Source organism: Rhizomicrobium electricum (assembly GCF_011762045.1).
In the GTDB taxonomy this organism is placed as follows: domain Bacteria; phylum Pseudomonadota; class Alphaproteobacteria; order Micropepsales; family Micropepsaceae; genus Rhizomicrobium; species Rhizomicrobium electricum.
In genome coordinates this window covers 449,623-469,619 of record NZ_JAASQS010000002.1, presented here as the reverse complement: position 1 = coordinate 469,619, position 19,997 = coordinate 449,623, and the positions used below count along the sequence as shown (strand labels likewise).

At 64.3% G+C, this 19,997-nt stretch carries 21 protein-coding genes; 13 read left to right on the top strand and 8 right to left on the bottom strand.

Annotation, left to right across the window (positions count from 1 at the left end; all coding sequences use genetic code 11):
• Positions 1–19 precede the first annotated feature (19 nt).
• Complete coding sequence (locus tag FHS84_RS05300) at positions 20–1,060, bottom strand: aldo/keto reductase (RefSeq protein WP_166931297.1); 1,041 nt, start codon at positions 1,058–1,060, stop codon at positions 20–22.
• Positions 1,061–1,062: 2 nt separating this feature from the next.
• On the bottom strand, positions 1,063–1,404 hold the full coding sequence (locus tag FHS84_RS05295; RefSeq protein WP_208393705.1) for a DUF952 domain-containing protein: 342 nt from the start codon (positions 1,402–1,404) through the stop codon (positions 1,063–1,065).
• A gap of 130 nt (positions 1,405–1,534) precedes the next feature.
• Here FHS84_RS05295 and FHS84_RS05290 point away from each other — a divergent pair, with 130 nt between their 5' ends.
• Positions 1,535–2,203: a CPBP family intramembrane glutamic endopeptidase gene (locus tag FHS84_RS05290; protein WP_166931287.1), complete on the top strand. Its 669-nt coding sequence runs from the start codon at positions 1,535–1,537 to the stop codon at positions 2,201–2,203.
• A gap of 3 nt (positions 2,204–2,206) precedes the next feature.
• On the opposite strand, the gene FHS84_RS05285 is transcribed toward FHS84_RS05290, so the two are convergent.
• The 5 genes from FHS84_RS05285 to tldD all read right to left on the bottom strand — a co-directional run bounded on the left by FHS84_RS05285 (position 2,207) and on the right by tldD (position 6,232).
• Positions 2,207–3,778 carry a hypothetical protein gene (locus tag FHS84_RS05285; RefSeq protein WP_166931284.1) on the bottom strand — a complete coding sequence of 524 codons (1,572 nt, stop codon included), beginning with the start codon at positions 3,776–3,778 and terminating at the stop codon, positions 2,207–2,209.
• Between the two features lie 97 nt (positions 3,779–3,875).
• Complete coding sequence (locus FHS84_RS05280; protein ID WP_166931278.1) at positions 3,876–4,130, bottom strand: hypothetical protein; 255 nt, start codon at positions 4,128–4,130, stop codon at positions 3,876–3,878.
• A 9-nt stretch (positions 4,131–4,139) separates the two neighbouring features.
• On the bottom strand, positions 4,140–4,457 hold the full coding sequence (locus FHS84_RS05275; protein WP_166931272.1) for a CcdB family protein: 318 nt from the start codon (positions 4,455–4,457) through the stop codon (positions 4,140–4,142).
• A gap of 5 nt (positions 4,458–4,462) precedes the next feature.
• Positions 4,463–4,738 (bottom strand): type II toxin-antitoxin system CcdA family antitoxin, encoded by a 276-nt coding sequence (locus FHS84_RS05270; protein WP_166931268.1) that lies wholly within the window; start codon positions 4,736–4,738, stop codon positions 4,463–4,465.
• Positions 4,739–4,813: 75 nt separating this feature from the next.
• Positions 4,814–6,232 carry a metalloprotease TldD gene (gene tldD / locus FHS84_RS05265; protein WP_166931265.1) on the bottom strand — a complete coding sequence of 473 codons (1,419 nt, stop codon included), beginning with the start codon at positions 6,230–6,232 and terminating at the stop codon, positions 4,814–4,816.
• Positions 6,233–6,431: 199 nt separating this feature from the next.
• Between tldD and coxB the strand changes: the two genes are divergently transcribed.
• The 5 genes from coxB to FHS84_RS05240 all read left to right on the top strand — a co-directional run bounded on the left by coxB (position 6,432) and on the right by FHS84_RS05240 (position 11,485).
• Complete coding sequence (coxB, locus tag FHS84_RS05260; RefSeq protein WP_166931262.1) at positions 6,432–7,250, top strand: cytochrome c oxidase subunit II; 819 nt, start codon at positions 6,432–6,434, stop codon at positions 7,248–7,250.
• 12 nt (positions 7,251–7,262) lie between these two features.
• Positions 7,263–8,876, top strand: coding sequence for a cytochrome c oxidase subunit I (gene ctaD / locus FHS84_RS05255; RefSeq protein WP_166931259.1), 1,614 nt, complete (start codon positions 7,263–7,265; stop codon positions 8,874–8,876).
• A 5-nt stretch (positions 8,877–8,881) separates the two neighbouring features.
• Entirely contained in the window at positions 8,882–9,283 is a 402-nt protein-coding gene (locus tag FHS84_RS05250) for a hypothetical protein (protein WP_166931256.1), read from the top strand.
• 254 nt (positions 9,284–9,537) lie between these two features.
• Complete coding sequence (locus FHS84_RS05245; protein ID WP_166931253.1) at positions 9,538–10,440, top strand: heme o synthase; 903 nt, start codon at positions 9,538–9,540, stop codon at positions 10,438–10,440.
• A 136-nt stretch (positions 10,441–10,576) separates the two neighbouring features.
• A complete protein-coding gene (locus tag FHS84_RS05240; protein WP_166931250.1) occupies positions 10,577–11,485 on the top strand; it encodes a cytochrome c oxidase subunit 3 in 909 nt (302 codons plus the stop codon).
• Here FHS84_RS05240 and FHS84_RS05235 read toward each other — a convergent pair whose 3' ends face one another.
• On the bottom strand, positions 11,486–11,878 hold the full coding sequence (locus tag FHS84_RS05235) for a hypothetical protein (RefSeq protein ID WP_166931247.1): 393 nt from the start codon (positions 11,876–11,878) through the stop codon (positions 11,486–11,488).
• 134 nt (positions 11,879–12,012) lie between these two features.
• On the opposite strand from FHS84_RS05235, the gene FHS84_RS05230 reads away from it, so the two are divergent.
• The 7 genes from FHS84_RS05230 to FHS84_RS05200 all read left to right on the top strand — a co-directional run bounded on the left by FHS84_RS05230 (position 12,013) and on the right by FHS84_RS05200 (position 19,990).
• The gene (locus FHS84_RS05230; RefSeq protein ID WP_166931244.1) at positions 12,013–12,753 is read left to right on the top strand and encodes an SURF1 family protein; all 741 of its coding nucleotides are present in this window, start codon (positions 12,013–12,015) and stop codon (positions 12,751–12,753) included.
• Positions 12,754–12,872: 119 nt separating this feature from the next.
• Entirely contained in the window at positions 12,873–13,490 is a 618-nt protein-coding gene (locus tag FHS84_RS05225; protein WP_208393704.1) for a TIGR00730 family Rossman fold protein, read from the top strand.
• A gap of 8 nt (positions 13,491–13,498) precedes the next feature.
• Positions 13,499–13,747 (top strand): GIY-YIG nuclease family protein, encoded by a 249-nt coding sequence (locus FHS84_RS05220; protein ID WP_166931241.1) that lies wholly within the window; start codon positions 13,499–13,501, stop codon positions 13,745–13,747.
• Between the two features lie 67 nt (positions 13,748–13,814).
• Positions 13,815–15,203, top strand: a complete 1,389-nt coding sequence (thrC, locus tag FHS84_RS05215) for a threonine synthase (RefSeq protein WP_166931238.1) — start codon at positions 13,815–13,817, stop codon at positions 15,201–15,203.
• A gap of 53 nt (positions 15,204–15,256) precedes the next feature.
• Positions 15,257–16,483 carry a M16 family metallopeptidase gene (locus tag FHS84_RS05210; RefSeq protein WP_208393703.1) on the top strand — a complete coding sequence of 409 codons (1,227 nt, stop codon included), beginning with the start codon at positions 15,257–15,259 and terminating at the stop codon, positions 16,481–16,483.
• A gap of 11 nt (positions 16,484–16,494) precedes the next feature.
• Positions 16,495–17,088 (top strand): GNAT family N-acetyltransferase, encoded by a 594-nt coding sequence (locus tag FHS84_RS05205; RefSeq protein WP_166931232.1) that lies wholly within the window; start codon positions 16,495–16,497, stop codon positions 17,086–17,088.
• A gap of 43 nt (positions 17,089–17,131) precedes the next feature.
• On the top strand, positions 17,132–19,990 hold the full coding sequence (locus FHS84_RS05200) for a putative bifunctional diguanylate cyclase/phosphodiesterase (protein WP_166931229.1): 2,859 nt from the start codon (positions 17,132–17,134) through the stop codon (positions 19,988–19,990).
• Positions 19,991–19,997: the final 7 nt, after the last annotated feature.

Genomic DNA, 19,997 nt, shown 5'->3' with positions numbered 1-19,997 from the left:
CCGATTTTGGGGAAAAATCCTACCCTTTGTTTGTGTTCGGATTGCGCCGCGGGTCGTTCTGGCGCTCGACCATCCAGGCGGGATATTCGGGCTTGAGGGCCGACAGCGCGTCCAGCCGCGCGATTTCCGCGTCCGACAGTTTCAGGTCCGCCGCCGCGAGATTGTCGTCGAGCTGCTCCAGGGTTTTGACCCCGGTAATGACGCTGGTGACGAACGGGCGCGACAGCACCCAGGCCAGCGCCACGCGGGCCGGGCTGGCACCATGAGCGGCGCCGATCTCGCGCATCGCATCGACGAGCTTGAACGCCAATTCCTTGTCGACCGGCGGGAAGTCCACTTGCGCGCGGCGGGTGCCGGCGGGGCCTTCGCCGTCGCGGCCGAACTTGCCGGACAGAACGCCGCCCGCCAGCGGGCTCCACACCATCAGGCCCATCTTCTGATCGGCCAGCATCGGCACGACGTCGCGTTCGATGTCGCGCCCGGCGATGGAGTAGTAGGCCTGCAAGGTCTCGAACCGCGCGAGCCCGCGCTTGTCGGCGATGCCTTGCGCCTTCATGATCCGCCACGCCTGCCAGTTCGACACGCCGGCGTAGCGCACCAGCCCTTGCCGCACGAGGTCGTTCAGCGCTTCCATCACCGTCTCGACCGGGGTGTCGCGATCCTGCGCATGGACCTGATAGAGATCGACATGGTCCAGTTGCAGCCGTTCGAGGCTGGCCGCGATCGAATCCATGATGTGCCCGCGCGACAGGCCGGCGTCGTTGGGCGAGGCGCTCATGCGGCCATAGACTTTGGTGGCGATCACCACGTCGGAGCGCTTGACGCCGATATCTTTCAGCGCGTTGCCGAGCAAGGTTTCCGACAGGCCTTCGGAATAGACGTCGGCGGTGTCGATGAAATTCACTCCGGATTCGAGCGCGCGAGCCACCAGGCGGGTCGCAGTCTTCTGATCGACCTTGCCGACTGCCTCGTAATAGTTGCCCTTGCCGCCGAACGTCATGGTGCCGAGGCAGATTTCCGAAACGTAGAAGCCGGTGTTGCCGAGCATCCGGTAGCGCATGGCTATTTCCCCATTTCCGGCGGCAGCACGAAGACGCCATCGGCGCCCCGGATCAGCGGCTTGACCCAGACGACATTGGCCATCGGCAGCGGTCCATAAAGATGCGGAAACAGACCGTGATCGCCGGAGCGCTCCCAGATCAGCGCGGCGCCGAGCTTGGAATCGTCCACCGCCGCCAGAACCAGATTGTCGGCATCGGCGTAGAACCGCGCCAGCGTTCCGGGCACCTGCGCCGCGTTCGAGAAGTGGATGAAGCCGTCCTTGGCGTCATTGGCCGAGCCGGGATAGATGCCGGTCATGGCCGCCGCTTCCCATTCGTCCTTGTCGCAAATCTTATAGATCATCCGCAAAGCTCCCGTAGCCGCACGGCGAGCGAAAGCACAATGCGGGCGGGCGCGCAACCTCGAGCGACGTGTCGCGGCTGTTCCCGGCGGCCGAGGTGGTTATACTGGCGCTATCAAATCCGGAGTCCCGATGCGAAACCTGCTGCAAAAACTGCCGTTCCCGGTGGAATTCGCAGTGGTCGTGGCGGGTGCCTACGGCTACTCCATCATCACCTCCGTGCTGGCGTTGGCGCATATCCATGTCGGGATGGCGGGGCCGAGCGAGTTCGGCGTGTGGCGGGTGGTGGCGTTCCAGGCGATCACGACTGCCGTGCTGGGCCTCTTCCTGTGGGCCCGCGGCTGGAAGGCGGAGCGTTTCGGCCTCGACACCCACTGGCGCGACGGCCCTTGGGGTTTGGTGCTGGCAGCGGGGGCCTACCTGGGGATATTGGCCGTTTCGATCCTGGTGAGCGCTTTTTTGCCCAGCGTCGTGCCGCAACAGAGCGGGGCCGTGGTCCCGACCTTGTCGCCCTATGCCGTCGCGGCGCTGGTGCTGGTCAACGGCTTCTACGAAGAATTCTTTGCCGCCGGTTATCTCATCACCGCGTTGAAGGAGAAGGGACACCCGGATCTCGGGATCAATATCGGCGTCGCGCTGCGTGTCGGCCTTCACATTTCTCAGGGCGTGTCGAGTGTCGTCTTGATCCCGATCGGGCTCATTTTCGGCACCTGGTACGCGCGCAGCGGCCGGCTATGGCCGCTGATCCTGGCGCACGTTCTGCTCAATGCCTGGAGCTATTCGCATTACATCAAGTGGTGAACGTCACCCGCCGGTTTTCGCGACCCGATAGAGTTGCGCGAAACCGGTGTCGTTCACGAGGTGCAATCCGGGCGGCGGGGTGAACGGGCCGTCGCGGTCGGGAATGTCGGCGTTCAGCACCAGCACGTAATCGAAATTCTGCCGCCAGTTGCGGATGAACTGCGTGCGCGGGTCGAGCATCTCGAAATGGTCGAGCGCATGCACCGAGTAGAGCACGCCACCGGTCGGATTGGCGATCGCGACGTAAGCCGGCCGGAGCAGGATCGGCTTTTCGCGGTATTGCGCGAACATCATCGGCGTAAAGGCGTGCCGCCACGGGATCATCATTGCCGGATAGTGCCGGAAGGTCTCGTCGAAATTCGGCGTCGTGCGTCCCAAAAGATGGAACAGCCCGAAGCGGCTGGTGTTGTCGTGCTGCATCGGCAGGACGCGGGCGCCAGCCGGGACATCGGCAAGGGCGGTGCGCATCGACTCCACCAGCGGCGTAAAGGCGGCCCAGTTGAGACTGATCCACGCCGTTCGCAGCGCGACCAGAACCACCGCGCCGGCCAGCACCCAGTTCTGGCGCTTGAGGTCGACGGTGAGCCGCGTGGCGGAAAGGGCGGTCAACAGCGCCAACAGCGGGAAGCGTTTGTCGATCCAGCCGGTGCGGCCGAAAGTGTGCGGCATGAGCAGCGCTACGGCGGCGAGCCCGGCGGCGGCGAGGATGAGGCCCTTGTGCGCCTGGAATTTATGGTTCGCCAAAGCCCAGATCGCCAGTCCCGCCAGCGGCAGCACGCAGAGGAAATCGATGACGATGTCATAGCTCGTGAACGGCGACGCCATCGCGCGGACGGTGCCCATCCAGTCGTTGAAGAGTGCGGTCGCGCCGGCGCGGTCTTCGCTGCCCGGAATGCCTTGCACATAGAAAAGATAGATCGCCGGCGGCATCAGCGCGACTGTTGCGGTCGCTCCCGCCCAGCTGAGGCGGCTGGGAACGTCGCGCCACGCGGGCCAGTCGCCGCCGAACGTGATCGCGGCCTGCAGGATGGCGAAGAAGAACAGCGCGAACGGATGGATGATGAAAAGCACTGCCCCCGATGCGATCCGCCAGCCGTAAAGCGCCCACGGTCCGGCGCGCGCCGCCTTGGGATCGGCAGCGACCGCGAGCAACGCAAGTCCGAGTCCGATCTGGAAATTGAGGAAGCCCCCTACCAGCGTCTGGGTGCACCAGAAGGCGAGGAAGTAGGGCTGCCACGCATGGACACCGCCGAACATCCGCGCGTTCAGCGAGATCGCGCCCAGCGGCGGCGCCAGGATCGCCAGGATCAGCAGCACCAGACCGATGCCGGACGGCGGCAGGATGGGGCTCAGCAGCTTCGCCATCGCATCGATGCCGATGCCGGCGCCGACGCCGCGCCAGTCCTCGAAATAGATGCCGTCCAGCGGCGGTACGTGCACGCCGCCGGCGATCAGCCAGATCCGCGCCAGATGGTTGGGGTAATCGATCAGCGGCGGCAGGGGAAACAAAAGCGCGGGGACCAGAACCATCGCGGCAAGCACCGCAATGCACAACACGACAGGCCTATCCGTCACGCACACCACCCTCTAGCTGAAGTCAGATGGTGTCCGGATGATGAAAATACGTCAATGTAATAATTGTATTTGGAACATACGGATGACGTGGCGGCGCTTATTCGCTTCCGTCGCGCCAACGCCAACCGCCTTCGGTGCGCGCCTTCGCGATCAGTATGAACGCGATCGTCAGTACGGCCACATACGCGAACCACACCGCCATGGCGGCCCAATGGGGCAGATATCGAAGTGCCGGCACGACGCCCAGCGGAACCGCAATCAGGTAGACCGCCAACACCAGCCAGCCTTCCCAGCTGCAGGGCAATCCGCTGCCGTATCCGTAACGCTTCGGTGAAAACCAGGCTTTGGCCATTCGAGCCCCCTATACCCCGACGAACACCATGTCGACTGCCGCCAGGATGCGATAGCGCTCGGATTCAAGATTGGCGACGCGCTTCTTCAGTACGCGTTCGGGAACGGCGCCGATGTTGGTGGGATCGATGACGAAATGATCGCCGTTCACGTCCAGGCCGGGCGTCAGACGTTCAAAGAACGGAATGGATTTTGGCGAGACCAACGGCGCCACCACGCGCGTGTTCAATCTGCTCAGTTGATCGGATTGAAGCACGATCAGATAGGGATGTGTTTTGACCGAAGCGGGATCGGGATTGGCGAAAACGTCGAATTGCTTGGTGCTCATGACGTTCACCACTGGCGATATTTTTCGCTCCAGATGCCGTTCTCTTCAATGAACCGGTTATGCGCTTCGATCGCTTCGCGAGATTCCTCCTTGAAGCGGCGGACTTTCTCGTCGTGCACCTTGCGGCGCAGTTCGTCTTCCAGCGTCTGGGACAGATTGAGCCCGAGCGCTTTGGCTTCCGCCAGCAGCGCCGCATCGACCGACACGTTCACGGCCTTCTTGGGCCCGCGCTTTTGCGCTTGCCGCCAGGGTCGTTGGTCTTCGGAGAAACCGGATGTCATGCGCATATTTTATGCGCATGATCCATGTGCATCAAGCGCGGTTTACGCCGCCGTACCGCCGACCGCCCGCGGCCGTCAGGCCGCCGTTCCTCCGACGGTCAGTCCGTCCAGGCGCAGCGTCGGCTGGCCGACGCCGACCGGCACGCTCTGGCCGTTCTTGCCGCAAGTGCCGACGCCGGGGTCGAGCTTCAGATCGTTGCCGATCATCGTCACGCGGGTCAGGCAGTCGGGGCCGTTGCCGATCAGGGTAGCGCCTTTGATCGGGGCGCCGAGTTTGCCGTTCTCGATCAGATAGGCCTCGGTGCAGGAGAACACGAACTTGCCGTTGGTGATGTCGACCTGACCGCCGCCGAAATTCACCGCGTAGATGCCTTTGTTGACGCTCGCCAGAATTTCTTCCGGGCTCTTGTCGCCCGCCAGCATGTAGGTGTTGGTCATGCGCGGCATGACCGGCGAGGAATAGCTTTCGCGGCGGCCGTTGCCGGTCGGCTTCATGCCCATCAGACGCGCGTTCTGGCGGTCCTGCATGTAGCCTTTGAGGATGCCGTCTTCGATCAGCACGGTGCGGGAGGAGGGCGTGCCTTCGTCGTCGATGGTGAGCGAGCCGCGCCGTCCGCCGATGGTGCCGTCGTCGACCACGGTGACGCCGGGCGCCGCCACGCGCTGGCCGAGCAGGCCGGAAAACGCGCTGGTCTGCTTGCGATTGAAGTCGCCTTCGAGGCCGTGGCCGATGGCTTCGTGGAGCAGGATACCGGGCCAGCCGGGTCCGAGCACGACGGTCATTTCGCCGGCTGGAGCGGGAATGGATTCGAGATTCACCAGCGCTTGGCGCAGCGCTTCGTCGATCGCCGCCTGCCAGTATTCCGGCTTGAGATAGGTTTCGTAACCGCCGCGGCCGCCGCCGCCGTGACTGCCGGATTCCTGGCGGCCGTTCTCTTCCACCACCACGCCGACATACAGCCGGACCAGCGGGCGCACGTCGCGATAGGTTTCGCCGCCGGCGCGGATGATCTCGACGGTCTGCCATTCGCCGGCCAGCGAGCACGACACCTGCCGCACCCGCGAATCCTTGGCGCGGGCATAGGCGTTCATCTCTTCCAGCAGCTTCACCTTGGCTTCGAAGGCCGCGGTCTCGAGCGGATCGACATCGGCGTAGAGTTTGACATTGGTGCGGGCAGGGGCTGCCGCAGCGACACCCGAATGCCCCTTGGCGACTGCCTGGACCGTCTTAGCGGCGCGGGCGATGGCGGCCTCGGACAGCTCGTTGGCATGGGCAAAGCCGGTGGCCTCGCCGCAGACGCTGCGCAGGCCGAAGCCCTGGGTGGTGTCGAAATTGGCCGCCTTGAGTCGGTTGTCGTCGAAGGCGAACGACTCGCTCTGGCAGAATTCGAGGTACAACTCGCCGTCGTCGGCGCCCTTGAGGGCCTCGTCGACCTGGGCCTGGACGCGGGCGCGGTTCATTCCCGTGCGTTCGAAAAACAGGTCCTTAGCCATGGAAAATCCTCGTTAATGGGGGAGCCGGTATGCCAACATAGGGAGGTGGGGTATGATCCACCTTGGCGAAATTTGCGGCATCCTGTCGCACCTGTGTGCCGTCGAAATCGCCGATAGAGTTTTGAATTGGAATTATTAAAGTAATCTCCCTCCGACGGAATTCAACGCCAAGTCTTCCGCACATCCACGAGGCGCAGACATGTCGCTCAGACTCGTCCTTTCGGCCCTGGGCCTGTCCCTGATGTCAGGTCCGGCGCAGGCCGCCCGCGATTGGCAGGTCCGCGACTGGCAAGTCGGATTGCAGGCACCGGTCACACCGGTGATGGAGCGGCTGTCCCATTTCCATACCGAGCTGGTGTGGATTGTGACGGCGATCTGCGTGCTGGTGGCGGGGCTTCTGGTTACGGTGATGGTGCGTTTCAACAGCCGCACCCATCAGGTTCCGTCCAAGACCCATCACAATACGGCGCTGGAGATGATGTGGACGCTGGCGCCGGTCATCATCCTCGTCATCATCGCGATCCCGTCGTTCAAGCTGCTCTATTACGAAGCGGATATTCCCAAGCCGGACGTCACCATCCAGGCGGTGGGGCACCAATGGTACTGGACCTACGTCTATCCCAAGGACGGCGGGTTCCAATTCGACTCCAACATGCTGCCGGAGACCGCCGCCAAACAGGCCGGCAAGCCGCGGCTGCTGGGGACCGACAATCCGGTGGTGGTGCCGGTGAACAAGAACGTCGAAGTCATCACCACCGGCGCCGACGTCATCCATTCCTGGGCGGTCCCGGCCTTCGGCGTGAAGATGGACGCCATTCCCGGCCGCCTCAACCACACCTGGTTCCGCGCCACCCGCGAGGGAACCTATTACGGCCAGTGCTCGGAACTGTGTGGGGCCAATCACGCGTTCATGCCTATCGAGGTGAAGGTGGTGTCCGAGCCCGCCTACCGGGCATGGCTTGCCATGGCCAAGAAAAAGTACGCGGCAGACGATACCGCGCGCGTAGCTTCCAACTGACGGGAAACGAGAATGGCTGAATTGGCTTACACGCAGCTGGACCAGCATCCCGCCCACGAGGATCATCCGCACGGCTGGCGGCGCTACGTCTATTCCACCAACCACAAAGACATCGGCATGATGTATTTGTGGTTCGCGGTGGTCGCCGGCATCGTCGGCGGGCTGCTGTCGATGATGATGCGGCTCGAGTTGATGGAACCGGGGCTGCAGTATTTCCACAACGCCCACGCCTTCAACGTGTTCGTCACCGGCCACGGCCTCATCATGATCTTCTTCATGATCATGCCGGCGATGATCGGCGGTTTCGGCAACTGGCTGGTGCCGCTGATGATCGGCGCGCCCGACATGGCGTTCCCGCGGCTCAACAACATCTCGTTCTGGCTGCTGCCGTTCTCGTTCGCGCTTTTGATCCTGTCGATGTTCGTCGAAGGCGACAGCGGCGGGGCAGGGGCGGGCTCGGGCTGGACGGCCTATGCGCCGCTGACCACCACCGGCTCGCCCGGTCCGGCGATGGACCTCGTGATCTTCGCGCTGCACATCGCGGGCGCCTCATCGATCCTCGGCGCCATCAATTTCATCACCACCATCCTCAATATGCGCGCGCCCGGCATGACGCTGCACAAGATGCCGCTGTTCGTGTGGAGCGTCTTGGTGACCGCCTTCCTGCTGCTGCTGTCGCTGCCGGTTCTGGCGGGCGCCATCACCATGCTCCTGGCCGACCGCCATTTCGGCACCAGCTTCTTCAATCCCGCCGGCGGCGGCGATCCGATCCTCTACCAGCATCTGTTCTGGTTCTTCGGCCATCCCGAGGTCTACATCCTGATCCTGCCGGGCTTCGGCATGATCAGCCATATCGTGGCGACGTTCTCGAAGAAGCCGGTGTTCGGCTATCTCGGCATGGCCTACGCCATGGTGTCGATCGGCTTCATCGGCTTTTTGGTGTGGGCGCACCATATGTACACGGTGGGCCTCAGCGTCGACACCAAGGCCTATTTCGTGTTCGCGACCATGGTCATCGCGGTGCCGACCGGCATCAAGGTGTTCTCCTGGATCGCCACCATGTGGGGCGGCTCGATCGAGTTCAAGGTGCCGATGCTGTTCGCCATCGCCTTCATCTTCCTCTTCACCGTGGGCGGGGTGACGGGCGTGGTGCTGGCCAATGCGGGCGTCGACGTGGTGCTGCAGGATACCTATTACGTCGTGGCGCACTTCCACTACGTCCTGAGCCTGGGCGCCGTGTTCGCGATTTTCGCCGGCTGGTACTTCTGGTTTCCCAAGTTCTTCGGCATCATGTACAATGAGACATTGGCGAAGATTCATTTTTGGATAACCTTCGTCGGTGTTAATTTTGCGTTCTTCCCCATGCATTTTCTGGGGCTCTCCGGCATGCCGCGCCGCATCGCCGACTACAACGAAGCTTTTGCCGGATGGAATTTCGTCTCGTCGCTCGGCGCCTTTACGGCGGGGCTCGGCGTTGTGGTTTTCCTAATCGTGCTCGTGGAAGCCTTTGCCAAGAAGCGCAAAGCAGGAGACAATCCCTGGGGCGTCGGGGCGACGACTCTGGAATGGACCCTGTCATCGCCGCCGCCGTTCCATACGTATAACGAGCTACCCAAAATCACGTGAGAACCATGAAAATCTCCACAGAAAAGAAATCAGGTTCGAAGACCCGCAAACAGCTTCCCGGCAAAGTCGGATCGCGGTCCGGCAAACCGGCATTCAAGGCCCGTTCGTCCCGCGCCGTCCGCCACCTGTCCAAGCAGGCACTCGGCGGTGTCGCGACCGAGGACGAGCGCGCCGAGGCCAAATTGGCCGATCAGATCTATAAGGTCGGTCATCCCGAACCGCTGGTCGAAGCCATGGTGCTCGGCAGCGGCAAGCCGGGGAAGAAAAAGCCGTCCGCCGCGGTGGCGAAGAAACGTGCCGCCGAAGCCTTGCTCAAGGAACTCGACGAAGCCGCCCGCCACAAATCGCAACGCCGCGCCAAACGCCGCGCGACGGCCAAGGCGCTGAAAAAGGCGCGCACAAGCTGAACGAGAAAGGATGAACTGAGCGTGAGCCTCCCTCTTTCCTCCCCCGCGGAGTCGAATTCTCCGCCTCCACACTCTCGCGAAATAGCGGGGGAGGTGGCTTGCCGTACAACGGCAAGACGGAGGGGGGCTTGCTCGATCAAAGCAGAGATCACGACAGTCCCCCCTCCGCCTCGCAAGGGCTCGGCACCTCCCCCGCTATCCAAACGCCGTGCGGCTCTCCGGTTTGAGAACCGCAGGGGAGGAAAGAGACCGTCATGACCGTCGCCGAGCTTTCCCGTCCGATTGCGACGGTCGAGGATTACTTTTCGCTGCTGAAGCCGCGGGTGATGTCGCTCGTGATCTTCACCGGGCTCGCCGGGCTGGTGGTGGCGCCGGGACCCATCCATCCGCTGACGGCATTTTCGGCGCTGCTGTGTATCGCGGTCGGGGCGGGTGCCTCGGGCGCGCTCAACATGGCCTATGAAGCCGACATCGACCGGTTGATGAAGCGCACCGCGTCGCGTCCCATTCCGTCGGGCGTGATCAGCCGCGGCGAGGCGCTCGGTTTCGGCTGGAGCCTGTCGGTCGCGTCGGTGGCGTTGATGCTGCTGTTCGTGAACGCGCTTGCCGCCGCGCTTCTGGCGTTCACGATCTTCTGGTACGTCGGCGTCTACACCCTGGCGCTCAAGCGGCGCACGCCGCAGAACATCGTCATCGGCGGGTTGTCGGGTGCGATGCCGCCCGCCATCGGCTGGGCCGCCGTGACCGGAACGCTGGCGTGGCAGCCGCTGCTGCTGGTCGCCATCATTTTCATGTGGACACCGCCGCACTTCTGGTCGCTGGCGCTGTTCTCGAATGCCGATTACGCCCGCGCCGGCGTACCGATGCTGCCGGTCGTGTCCGGCAAGCGGTCGACCCGTCTGCACATCGTCGCCTATTCGCTGCTGCTGGTACCGCTCGGGCTGCTGCCTTACGTGCTCGGCATGGCGGGGCCGCTTTATCTTGCCGCTTCGGCAGTTCTCGGCGGCCTGCTGCTGTGGCGCGCGGTGCAGGTCACGGTCGAGCGCGACGAAACCAAAGAACCCGCAGCACGGCGCCTGTTCGCGGTGACGCTCCTTTATCTCTTCGCGCTGTTCGCCGCCCTGATCGTGGAACGCGTGGTCCATGCCGCAGTATGACGGACTCGATGTTGACCCGAAGAAAACCGCCCGCGAACGGAAGCGGCGGAATGTGGCGATTGCGCTGGTACTGGCCGGACTGGTCGTGCTTTTCTATGTAATGACGATGGTTCGGATACATCCGTAGGACCCCGCAATGGCGCACGGCAACGTCAAACACGATTACCATCTGGTCGAGCCGAGCCCGTGGCCGGTGGTCGGATCGCTCGGCGCCTTCATCATGATGGTCGGCGCCGTGTTCTGGATGAACAAGAGCTACGCCGGTTTCGGCGTGATGGCCGGCGTGCCGTGGATCTTCGCGATCGGGCTCGCGCTGGTGCTCTACACCATGGCGGGCTGGTGGCGCGATGTCGTGACCGAGTCCGTGGTCGAGGGCCAGCACACGCCGGTGGTCAAGCTCGGCCTTCGCTATGGCATGCTGCTGTTCATCGCTTCGGAAGTGATGTTCTTCGTGGCGTGGTTCTGGGCCTATTTCAATTTCAGCCTGTTCCCGCACGACGCGTCGCTGTCGGGCTGGCCGCCGCAAGGCATCGTCACCCTCGATCCGTGGCATTTCCCGCTGCTCAACACCGTGATCCTGCTCACGTCGGGCACGACGGTCACCTGGGCCCATCACGCCATTCAGACCGGCGACAAAAAGGGTGCGGTTCAGGGTCTGGTGCTGACGGTGATCCTCGGCATCAGCTTCACCTGCATCCAGGCCTACGAATACGCCCACGCGCCTTTCACCTTCGGCCTCAACGGCGCGGCGCTCGCGCCCTTCACCGATCCGGCGCACGCGACGTTGGTGGCGGGGCAGGGCAATCTCGGCGCGATCTACGGTTCGACCTTCTTCATGGCGACCGGCTTCCACGGCTTCCACGTCATCGTCGGCACCGTGTTCCTCACCGTCTGCCTGGCACGCGCCATCCTCGGCCACTTCACCCCGACCCGCCATTTCGGCTTCGAAGCCGCGGCGTGGTACTGGCATTTCGTCGACGTGATCTGGCTGTTCCTGTTCACCAGCATCTACGTCTTCGGCCAAGGCCTGACGACCGGCGGGTAATCAAACCCGCTTCGGCTGGAACCATTCCTTGGCGTTGCCGGTGAAGGCGAAGAACAGGGCCGCGGCCTTCATCAGAGTGGTGATCACGGCGGTTCCGATCTGGAACGAGCTCATCGTCATCAGCTTCGGGAACGACATCGCCAGCGAGGCCAGCTCGACCAGGAAGAAGATGAGAATGACCCAGCGGGCCCAGTTCTGACGGCCCCAGCCGGCGGCGGCGATGAGGGCGAACGATATCGCGAACACGACGACGTCGGCGATCATGATGACCGTGGCCGCGTTGGGCATCGGCACCATGGCGACGGCTTCGTCGAAACCGATCACGGCCGCGACGATGCTGATCGCCAGCGCCAGAAGGGCGAGACCGAGAAAACTGCGTACGTTCGACGGCATGTTGTCCCCCAATCGATTATGCCAACGGATGCAACAATAGCAGGCGGTCATTTTGGCAACAATCGCCTGATCGTTACGAGACGCCGGCCGGCTCCGGATGGGCTATAGTTCGGCCGCGATCCCGGATACCCGCCATGCGCTTTTTCTTCCGCCCCCTGCCGGCTTTCACCGTCGCCACGCTCGTTTTGCTGGCGGCGCTGATCGCGTTGGGGACGTGGCAGGTGCAGCGGCTGCACTGGAAGCTGGGACTGATCGCGGCCGTGAACCGCAATCTCACGCTGCCGCCGGTGTCGCTCGATACCGCACTCGCGCTCGGCAAGAATGCCGAATACCGCCGCGTCGCGCTCACCGGCCGCTTCGATCACGGCAAGGAGGCCTACGTCTACGGCGTGGTGGAAGGCGGGCCGGCCTATCACGTCGTGACGCCACTGACGCTCGAAGACGGCCGCACGCTGTTGGTCGATCGCGGCATCGTGCCGGAGAAACTGCTCGATCCGTCGCGCCGCCGCGCCGGTCAGGTGCAAGGCACGGTGCACGTCGTCGGCGTCTGGCGCAGCGGATCGGTGCCGGGACTGTTCACGCCAATTCCGCAACCGGCCCGCCGACTGTGGTTCGTCCGCGATGTTGCCGCCATCGCCGCCGCCGATCAAATCCGGATCGCGGCGCCGGTGTTGGTCGAAGCCGACGCCACGCCTAATCCCGGCGGCTGGCCGCAAGGCGGGCATACGGTCGTCAGCTTCCGCAACGAACATCTGCAATACGCCGTCACGTGGTATCTGCTCGCGGTCGCGCTGATCGGCGTTTACGTGGCATTCCACGTTCAGAAGGGGCGATTGGGCACGCGGAGCCGCGGAGACGCGGTGAAACCGCTGTGACTGGCGATCGCGTTACCTGGGTTGGCACGAAATCTCCGCGCCTCCGCGTGGAAAATTTCTCGTGATTTGACCCGCGCCTGCGCGATCACTATTTCCCTCCTCGAAATGGAGGACGTGTCGTGAGAATTTGTGTTTATGCCGGTTCCAGCATGGGGGCGCGGCCCGAGTATCGCGCCGCTGCGGCGGAGCTTGGCGCGCTGTTGGCGGAAGAGGGCATCGGCCTGGTCTATGGCGGCGGCAATATCGGTTTGATGGGCGTGGCGGCGGATGCGGCGCTGGCCAAGGGCGGCGAGGTGATCGGCGTCATTACCGAACAACTGCACGGTCATAAGCTGTCGCACACGGGGCTGACGCGGCTCGAAGTCGTCCCCACCATGCACGACCGCAAGGCGATGATGGCCGAGCTGTCGGACGGGTTCGTCGCGCTGCCGGGCGGCATTGGCACCTTCGAGGAATTGTTCGAGGCCTGGACCTGGGCGCAGCTCGGCATCCATCCCAAGCCGGTGGCGCTGCTGAACGCGGCCGGGTTCTACGACAAGCTGGCGGAGTTTCTCGATCAGGTCGTCGCCGAGCGCTTCCTGAAGTCCATCCATCGCAGCACGCTGGTGATCGACGCCAATCCGCGGGCGCTGCTCAAGGCCCTGCGCGACAACCCGGTGCCGTATGCGCCGAAGTGGCTGGACAAGGTCGCCGACGAAGCGGCCGTGGAAGCGGCGGTCGAGGTGCCGGGGAAATAGAGCGGGCCATGAACGCCTTCGTCTACGTTCTCGGCAGCGAAGTGCGGGGGCTGAAGCGGACCTATGTCGGCTGGACGACCGATCTCGACCAGCGCGTGGCCCGTCACAACGCCGGGACCGGCGCCAAATCCACGCGCGGGCGGGTGTGGTTCCTGCTCTACGCCGAACGCTATCAAACCCGCCACGAAGCCATGAGCCGGGAATGGCACCTGAAGCGCGACCGCGCCTTTCGCAAGGCGCTGGTGGGCCGGGAATGACACCGAAGCCAAAACGTGCTTTTAGTGCGCCCGTCTTGATCACTCGAACAACATTGTTGCCGATCCCATGCGCTATCTCTCGACCCGCGGGCAATCGCCCCTGATTTCGTTTGCCGACATGCTGCTGGCGGGCCTCGCGCCCGATGGCGGGCTGTATCTGCCGGAGGCTTGGCCGCGCTTCACGCCGGACGAGGTCGCCGCCTTCAAGGGCAAGCCGTATCAGGACGTCGCCGAGGCGGTGATGGGACGGCTGATCGGCGACAGCTTCTCAGCCGACGAACTCAAGGCCGACATCGCCTCGGCCTACGCCAGCTTCACCGACCCGCGCATTGCACCGCTCGTCGCCATCGGCCCCGACCTTTATCTGATGGAGCTGTTCCACGGCCCGACGCTGGCGTTCAAGGACGTCGCGCTCCAGATCCTCGGCCGATTGTTTGCCCGCGCCCTCAAGCGGCAGGGCGGGCGGGCCACGGTGCTGGCGGCGACCTCGGGCGATACCGGCTCGGCGGCCATCGCCGCGCTGGGCGGGCTCGAGAACATCGAGGTCTTCGTCCTCCACCCCAAGGGGCGGGTCAGCGAGGTCCAGCGCCGCCAGATGACCACGGCGCCTTACGCCAACGTCCACAACATCGCCATCGAGGGGACCTTCGACGACGCCCAGGGAATCGTGAAGGCGCTGTTCGCCGAGACCGACTTCGCCAAGGCCGTCAGCCTGACGGCGGTCAACTCGATCAACTTCGCCCGCATCGCCGCCCAGGCGGTCTACTACTTCACCGCCGCCGCCGAGCTGGGGACGGCCCCCCTGTTCGTCGTGCCGACCGGCAATTTCGGCGACGTCTTCGCCGGCGAGGCCGCGTGGCGGATGGGTGCCCCTGTGGATAAATTGTGGGTAGCCACCAATTCGAACGACATCATGGCCCGCGCTCTCAACGAGGGCGTCTACGAAGCGGGGCGGGCGCAGCCGACCCTGAGCCCGTCGATGGACATCCAGGTCGCTTCCAATTTCGAGCGCGCGCTGTTCGAAGCGAGCGGCAGAGACGCCGCCTGGACGCGCGAGCAGATGGCGACCTTCGCCGCCGACAAGTCGCTGACGCTGTCGCCGCCGATCCTCGCCGACTTGCGCTCGCGCTACGCCGCGATGCGGGCCGACGATGCCGAAACCCTGGCCGCCATCGCTCAGGTGGAGCGCGAAACCGGACGCCTGATCGACCCCCACACCGGTGTCGCCGTGGCCGCCGCCTTCAATCTGAAGTTGTCGAAAAAGGTACCGGTTGTTGTCCTATCGACAGCCCATCCGGCCAAGTTCCCGGACGCCGTTAACCAGGCAACGAGTCGGATTCCGGAGGTGCCTCCGAGGCTTAAGGCAGCTCTCGAAGGTGAAGAAAACTGTCATGTCACTGCGGCCGAAAAGGGCTTGGTGAGGGGGCTGATCGAGGCTATTGTCCTCCGGCCATGAACGCCAAAATCTCTCGACTTTCCAACGGGTTGGTAGTCGTTACTGATCCGATGATGCAACTTGAATCCGCCGCCGTTGGTGTGTGGGTCAATGCCGGTGCGCGCAACGAGTCTCGCAATGTGATGGGCATCTCGCACATGCTCGAACACATGGCCTTCAAAGGCACGACGACTCGCACCGCACGCGACATCGCCGAGCAAATGGAATCGGTCGGCGGATTCCTCAACGCCTATACGAGTCGCGAGCAGACCGCGTTCCACGCGCGCGTGCTCAAGGCCGACATCCCGCTGGCGATCGATATTCTCGCCGACATCCTCACGGCACCCACGTTTGAATCCAATGAGTTGGAGCGCGAACGTCAAGTAGTGCTGCAAGAGATCGGGCAGGCCAAGGACACGCCTGACGACATCATCTTCGATTACCTGCAAGAGGTCTCATATCCGGATCAGCCGATGGGTTGGCCGATTCTCGGTGACGAATCGACGGTGTCGGGATTCGGCCGCGAAGATCTCAATGCCTACATGCGCGAGAACTATCGCGCTGGTAGCATGATCCTGATCGCGTCGGGGGCCGTGCGCCACGACCACATGGTGCGGCTGGCCGAGGAGAAGTTCGGCGGTCTTGCGCTGGGTGCTCCACAGGCTCCCGAGCCCGCCCGCTACATCGGCGGCGAGATGCACATCGGCGGCGACCTCGAACAGGCCCATGTCGCCTATGCTTTCCCCGCCGTGTCGAACCTCGACCCCGACTGGCACGTGGCGCAGGTCTACGTCACCGCGCTAGGCGGCGGCATGTCCTCCCGCCTGTTCCAGGAGGCGCGCGAGAAGCGGGGCCTCTGCTACTCGATCTATGCCTTCGCCCAGTCCTCCAAGGACGACGGCGTGGTGGGGGTCTACACCGGCACCGGCGAATCGGAAGTGGCCGAGATCGGTGCGCTGGTGGCAGGCGAGATGGCCTCGCTGGCCGAGACTGCGACCGAGGAAGAGGTGGCCCGCGCCAAGGCCCAGCTCAAGTCGTCCTTCCTCATGGGACTGGAGCGGCCGAGCGCTCGGGCGGAGATGATCGCCGGCCATATTCTCAATTTCGACCGGGTCTTGTCGGTTCAGGAGATGACCGAGAAGCTGGAAGCGGTGGACGCCGCGGCGGTACGCCGGTTCGGCGAAAAGGTGATGCAGACTGCCGCTCCTTCGGTCGCGACTGTCGGTCCCGCTGGCAAGCTGGAGCGCTATGGCATATTTGCTGGGCGGTTCGGATTGGCAACGGCGCGCGCGGCGGAATGAAACCAGGGGCAATGGCGTTTATGCGAGGGCTTACGTTCCCCGGCGGTCAGCAGCCGGTGATACGGGGGCTCGAGGTTTATCTGCGCTATCCGCGCATGCCGGACTTTAAGCCCTGGGCCAAGCTCCGGGCCGAAAGCCGCGAATTCCTGACACCGTGGGAACCGGTCTGGGCGCGCGACGAGCTGACCAAAGGCGCCTTCCGCCGCCGCATCCGGCGCTATCAGAAAGAGACTCGGCAGGACACGGCCTACGCCTTCTTCGTGTATCGCAAGGAAGACGATCAGCTCCTTGGCGGCTGCACGCTGTCGAATGTGCGGCGGGGTGTCACGCAAGCCTGTTCGCTGGGGTATTGGATCGGCCAGCGTTTCGCCCGCCAGGGCTTTATGTACGACGCCGTGCGGGCGTTGATACCGTTCGTTTTTTCGACTCTCGGCCTGCACCGGATCGAAGCCGCCTGTCTGCCCTCCAACGAGGCCTCTCAAAATCTCTTGACCAAGGCAGGGTTCCGTCAGGAGGGTCTTGCGCGTAAGTATTTGCAGATCAATGGCGAATGGCGGGATCATGTCCTGTTCGCGCTGCTCGAAGACGAGGCGCCGACAGGCTGACCTGCACGTAACAAGAATATCTACGGGGACCTGAACGCCTGTGATGAAACGGCTTGCCTTTGCGTTTGCGTGTGTCGTCCTGATGTGGACGTGCGCCCTGGCGGCCCAAACGGCCCCCAAAGACCTCGACCTCGGCAGCACCGCCGGATTGATCGAGCTGAAGGCGTATCTGAAGCCGTTCGCCGCACCGGCCGGCAATAAGGATCCGGGCACCTGGTTCTCGTTCGCCGCCGCCAATTACGGCACCCGGCCCGCGATCCGCGTGCTGCAGGCGGGCGAGGCGCCGTCGAGCGGGCTGACCATTATCCCGCGGGCCCAGCGTCCGACCATCTTGCAGGTCGCGACCACGACACCCGGCGTGCTGATCGAGAAATCCAACGCCTATGGCCGCAAGGGCTTCCGGCTGACGATCCCGGCGTCGGGCAAGGCCGAGATCGCCGTCCGCATGGTGGGCGTCGACGGCAGTCCTTCGCTGCTCGCCTGGACCGAGCCGGAGCTGGCCGCGCACAACAAGAATATCGCCATCTTCGTCGCCGCCGTGGCCGGTCTGATCGCGGCCGCTGCCGCGATTGCAGGCGGCGTCGGCGTGATGACCCATCATTGGGCGCCGCGCTGGGCGGCCCTGGCGCTGATCGCGCTGCTGCTCGCCCGTCTCGCCGCATTGCGTGTGTTCGATGGCTCGATCGTCACCAGTGTCGGCGGACCGTACGGCCTGACCGCGCTGTTCGGCGGTCTCGCGCTGGCGGCCGGGGTTCGCTTCGTCGACCTGATCGAGCCGATGTCCGAGATGTGGCCGGCCGTGGCGCGCTGGCTCAACAAAGTGATCCTGGGCTTCCTCATCGTTTCGGGGCTCGCCTATATCGGCTTCCCCGGCATGACGCTGTTGACCGATCTCGCGATCCTGATCGTGCCGCCGGCCCTGTTCGCCTATCTGGTCCTGCGCCAGCGCACCGGCTCGCGCACCTCGCAGGTGCTGCAACCGGCCGTCGGCCTGTTCGCCATGGCCTCGCTCACGTCGGCGTTTGCGGCGCTCGGCGGCTTCGGTTCGGCGTCGATCGTGCCCGATCTCGCCGGCGGGTTTGCTGCGGCGGGCGCCATCATGCTGGCGCTGGCCGTGACCGCAGGCGAGGGCATCACCGTGATCCCGTGGCGCCACCATGCGCCCCCGGCCCCGCGCCCGGCCGCTCCGGCGCCGGTGAAGGTAGTGGTCAAGGAAGTCGTCAAAGAGGTGGTGAAGGAGCCCGAAGTTCCCCACGCCGCACTCGAAGCCATCGACGCTTCGCGGCAGGGCGTATTCGAACTCGATCTCGTCAACGACTTCGCGGTCCTGTCGGCCGAGGCCGGCGCGCTGATCGGCGTAGGCGAAGGGCGGCTGTCGCATTACCGCTGGATCGAGCGCATCCATCCCGACGACCGCGCCGTCTACGAGCAGGCGGTGGGCGAATTCCGCAAGCAGTCGGGTCTCGCCTTCCGGATCGAGTTCCGGGTGCTGGACGAGGAGGGCCGTTATCCCTGGCTCGAACTGCGCGCCACCATGAAGGGCCCCGACGGCGAAGCGGCGGAACGTTGCGTCGGCCTGTTGGCCGATGTGACCACCCGCAAGGAAGCCGAAGTCGAGATGATGGACCGCTCGCTGCGCGATCCGCTCACCGGCCTCGGCAATCGCGTGTCGCTGATCGAAGAACTGGAAGGCCTCGGCGAGCGCCTGCGCGACGTGGTGTTCGCGGTGCTCGATGTCGACCGCTTCAAGGCCATTCACGCCAGTCTCGGCGATGCCGGCGGCGACGAAGTGCTGCTCAAGATCGCCCAGCGCCTCGACCAGCGCTATTCCGGCTTCGGCCAGATTTTCCGCACCGGCGGCGACGGCTTTGCCGTGCTGCTGCCCAATCCGACCGACAAGCCCGAAGCGATCGGCGCCGGTCTGGTGCAGCTTTGCTCGGCGGCGCACGGCTTCGAGGGCCGCAACGTGTTTGCGCCGGTCAGTGTCGGCGTGGCGCTCGGCCGCGAGGCGCGCAATTCCATCGACCTGATGAAGAACGCCGAACTGGCGCTCAATCAGGCCAAACGCGACGGCGGCGACTGTTCGCGCATCTTCACCCTCGACATGGAGGCGAACGCCCCGGCCGATCCGGTGGTGCTCGAAGCCGATCTGCATCAGGCAATCGACCGCGGCGAGATCGAGGTTTTCTATCAGCCGATCATCCGGCTGGCCGACCGCACCGTGGCGGGTTTCGAAGCCTTGCTGCGCTGGCGCCATCCCCAGAAGGGGCTGGTGGAGCCGGCCGATTTCATCGCCCATTCGGAAGAGACCGGCATCATCGTCGCCCTCGGGCGTCTCGCGCTCGACCGTGCGGCCAGCGATCTCGCCGAATGGCAGCGTTATTTCCCGCTGCCCGAGCCGCTGTTCGTCAGCGTCAACCTCTCGCGCCGGCAGCTTCGCGACGCCGATCTGTTGCAGCGGCTCGCCGATGTGCTGCGGAACGGCGGATTGGCGCCGGGCTCGTTCAAGCTCGAAATGACCGAGAGCACCATCGCCACCGACGCCGATGCGCGGGCGCTGGCCGGTCAGATCCGTCAGCTCGGGGCCGGGCTCGCGATCGACGATTTCGGCACCGGCATGTCGAGCCTCTCGCAATTCGCCGATCTGCCGTTCGACACCGTGAAGATCGACAAGAGCTTCCTCAACGGCACGCCGCAGTCGAATGGCGGCGTGGTGCTGGCGTCGATCGTGTCGCTGGCGCACGAACTCAATCGTGCGGTGATCGTCGAAGGCGTCGAGAGCGAAGAGGATGCCGCGCGCGTAGCCGAACTCGGCTGCGAATTCGCCCAGGGCTTCCTGTTCTCCGAAGCCGTCGGCGCCCGCGAGGCCATGACCTTCATCGCCAAGAGCTTCCGGGAATAGCGGAAAA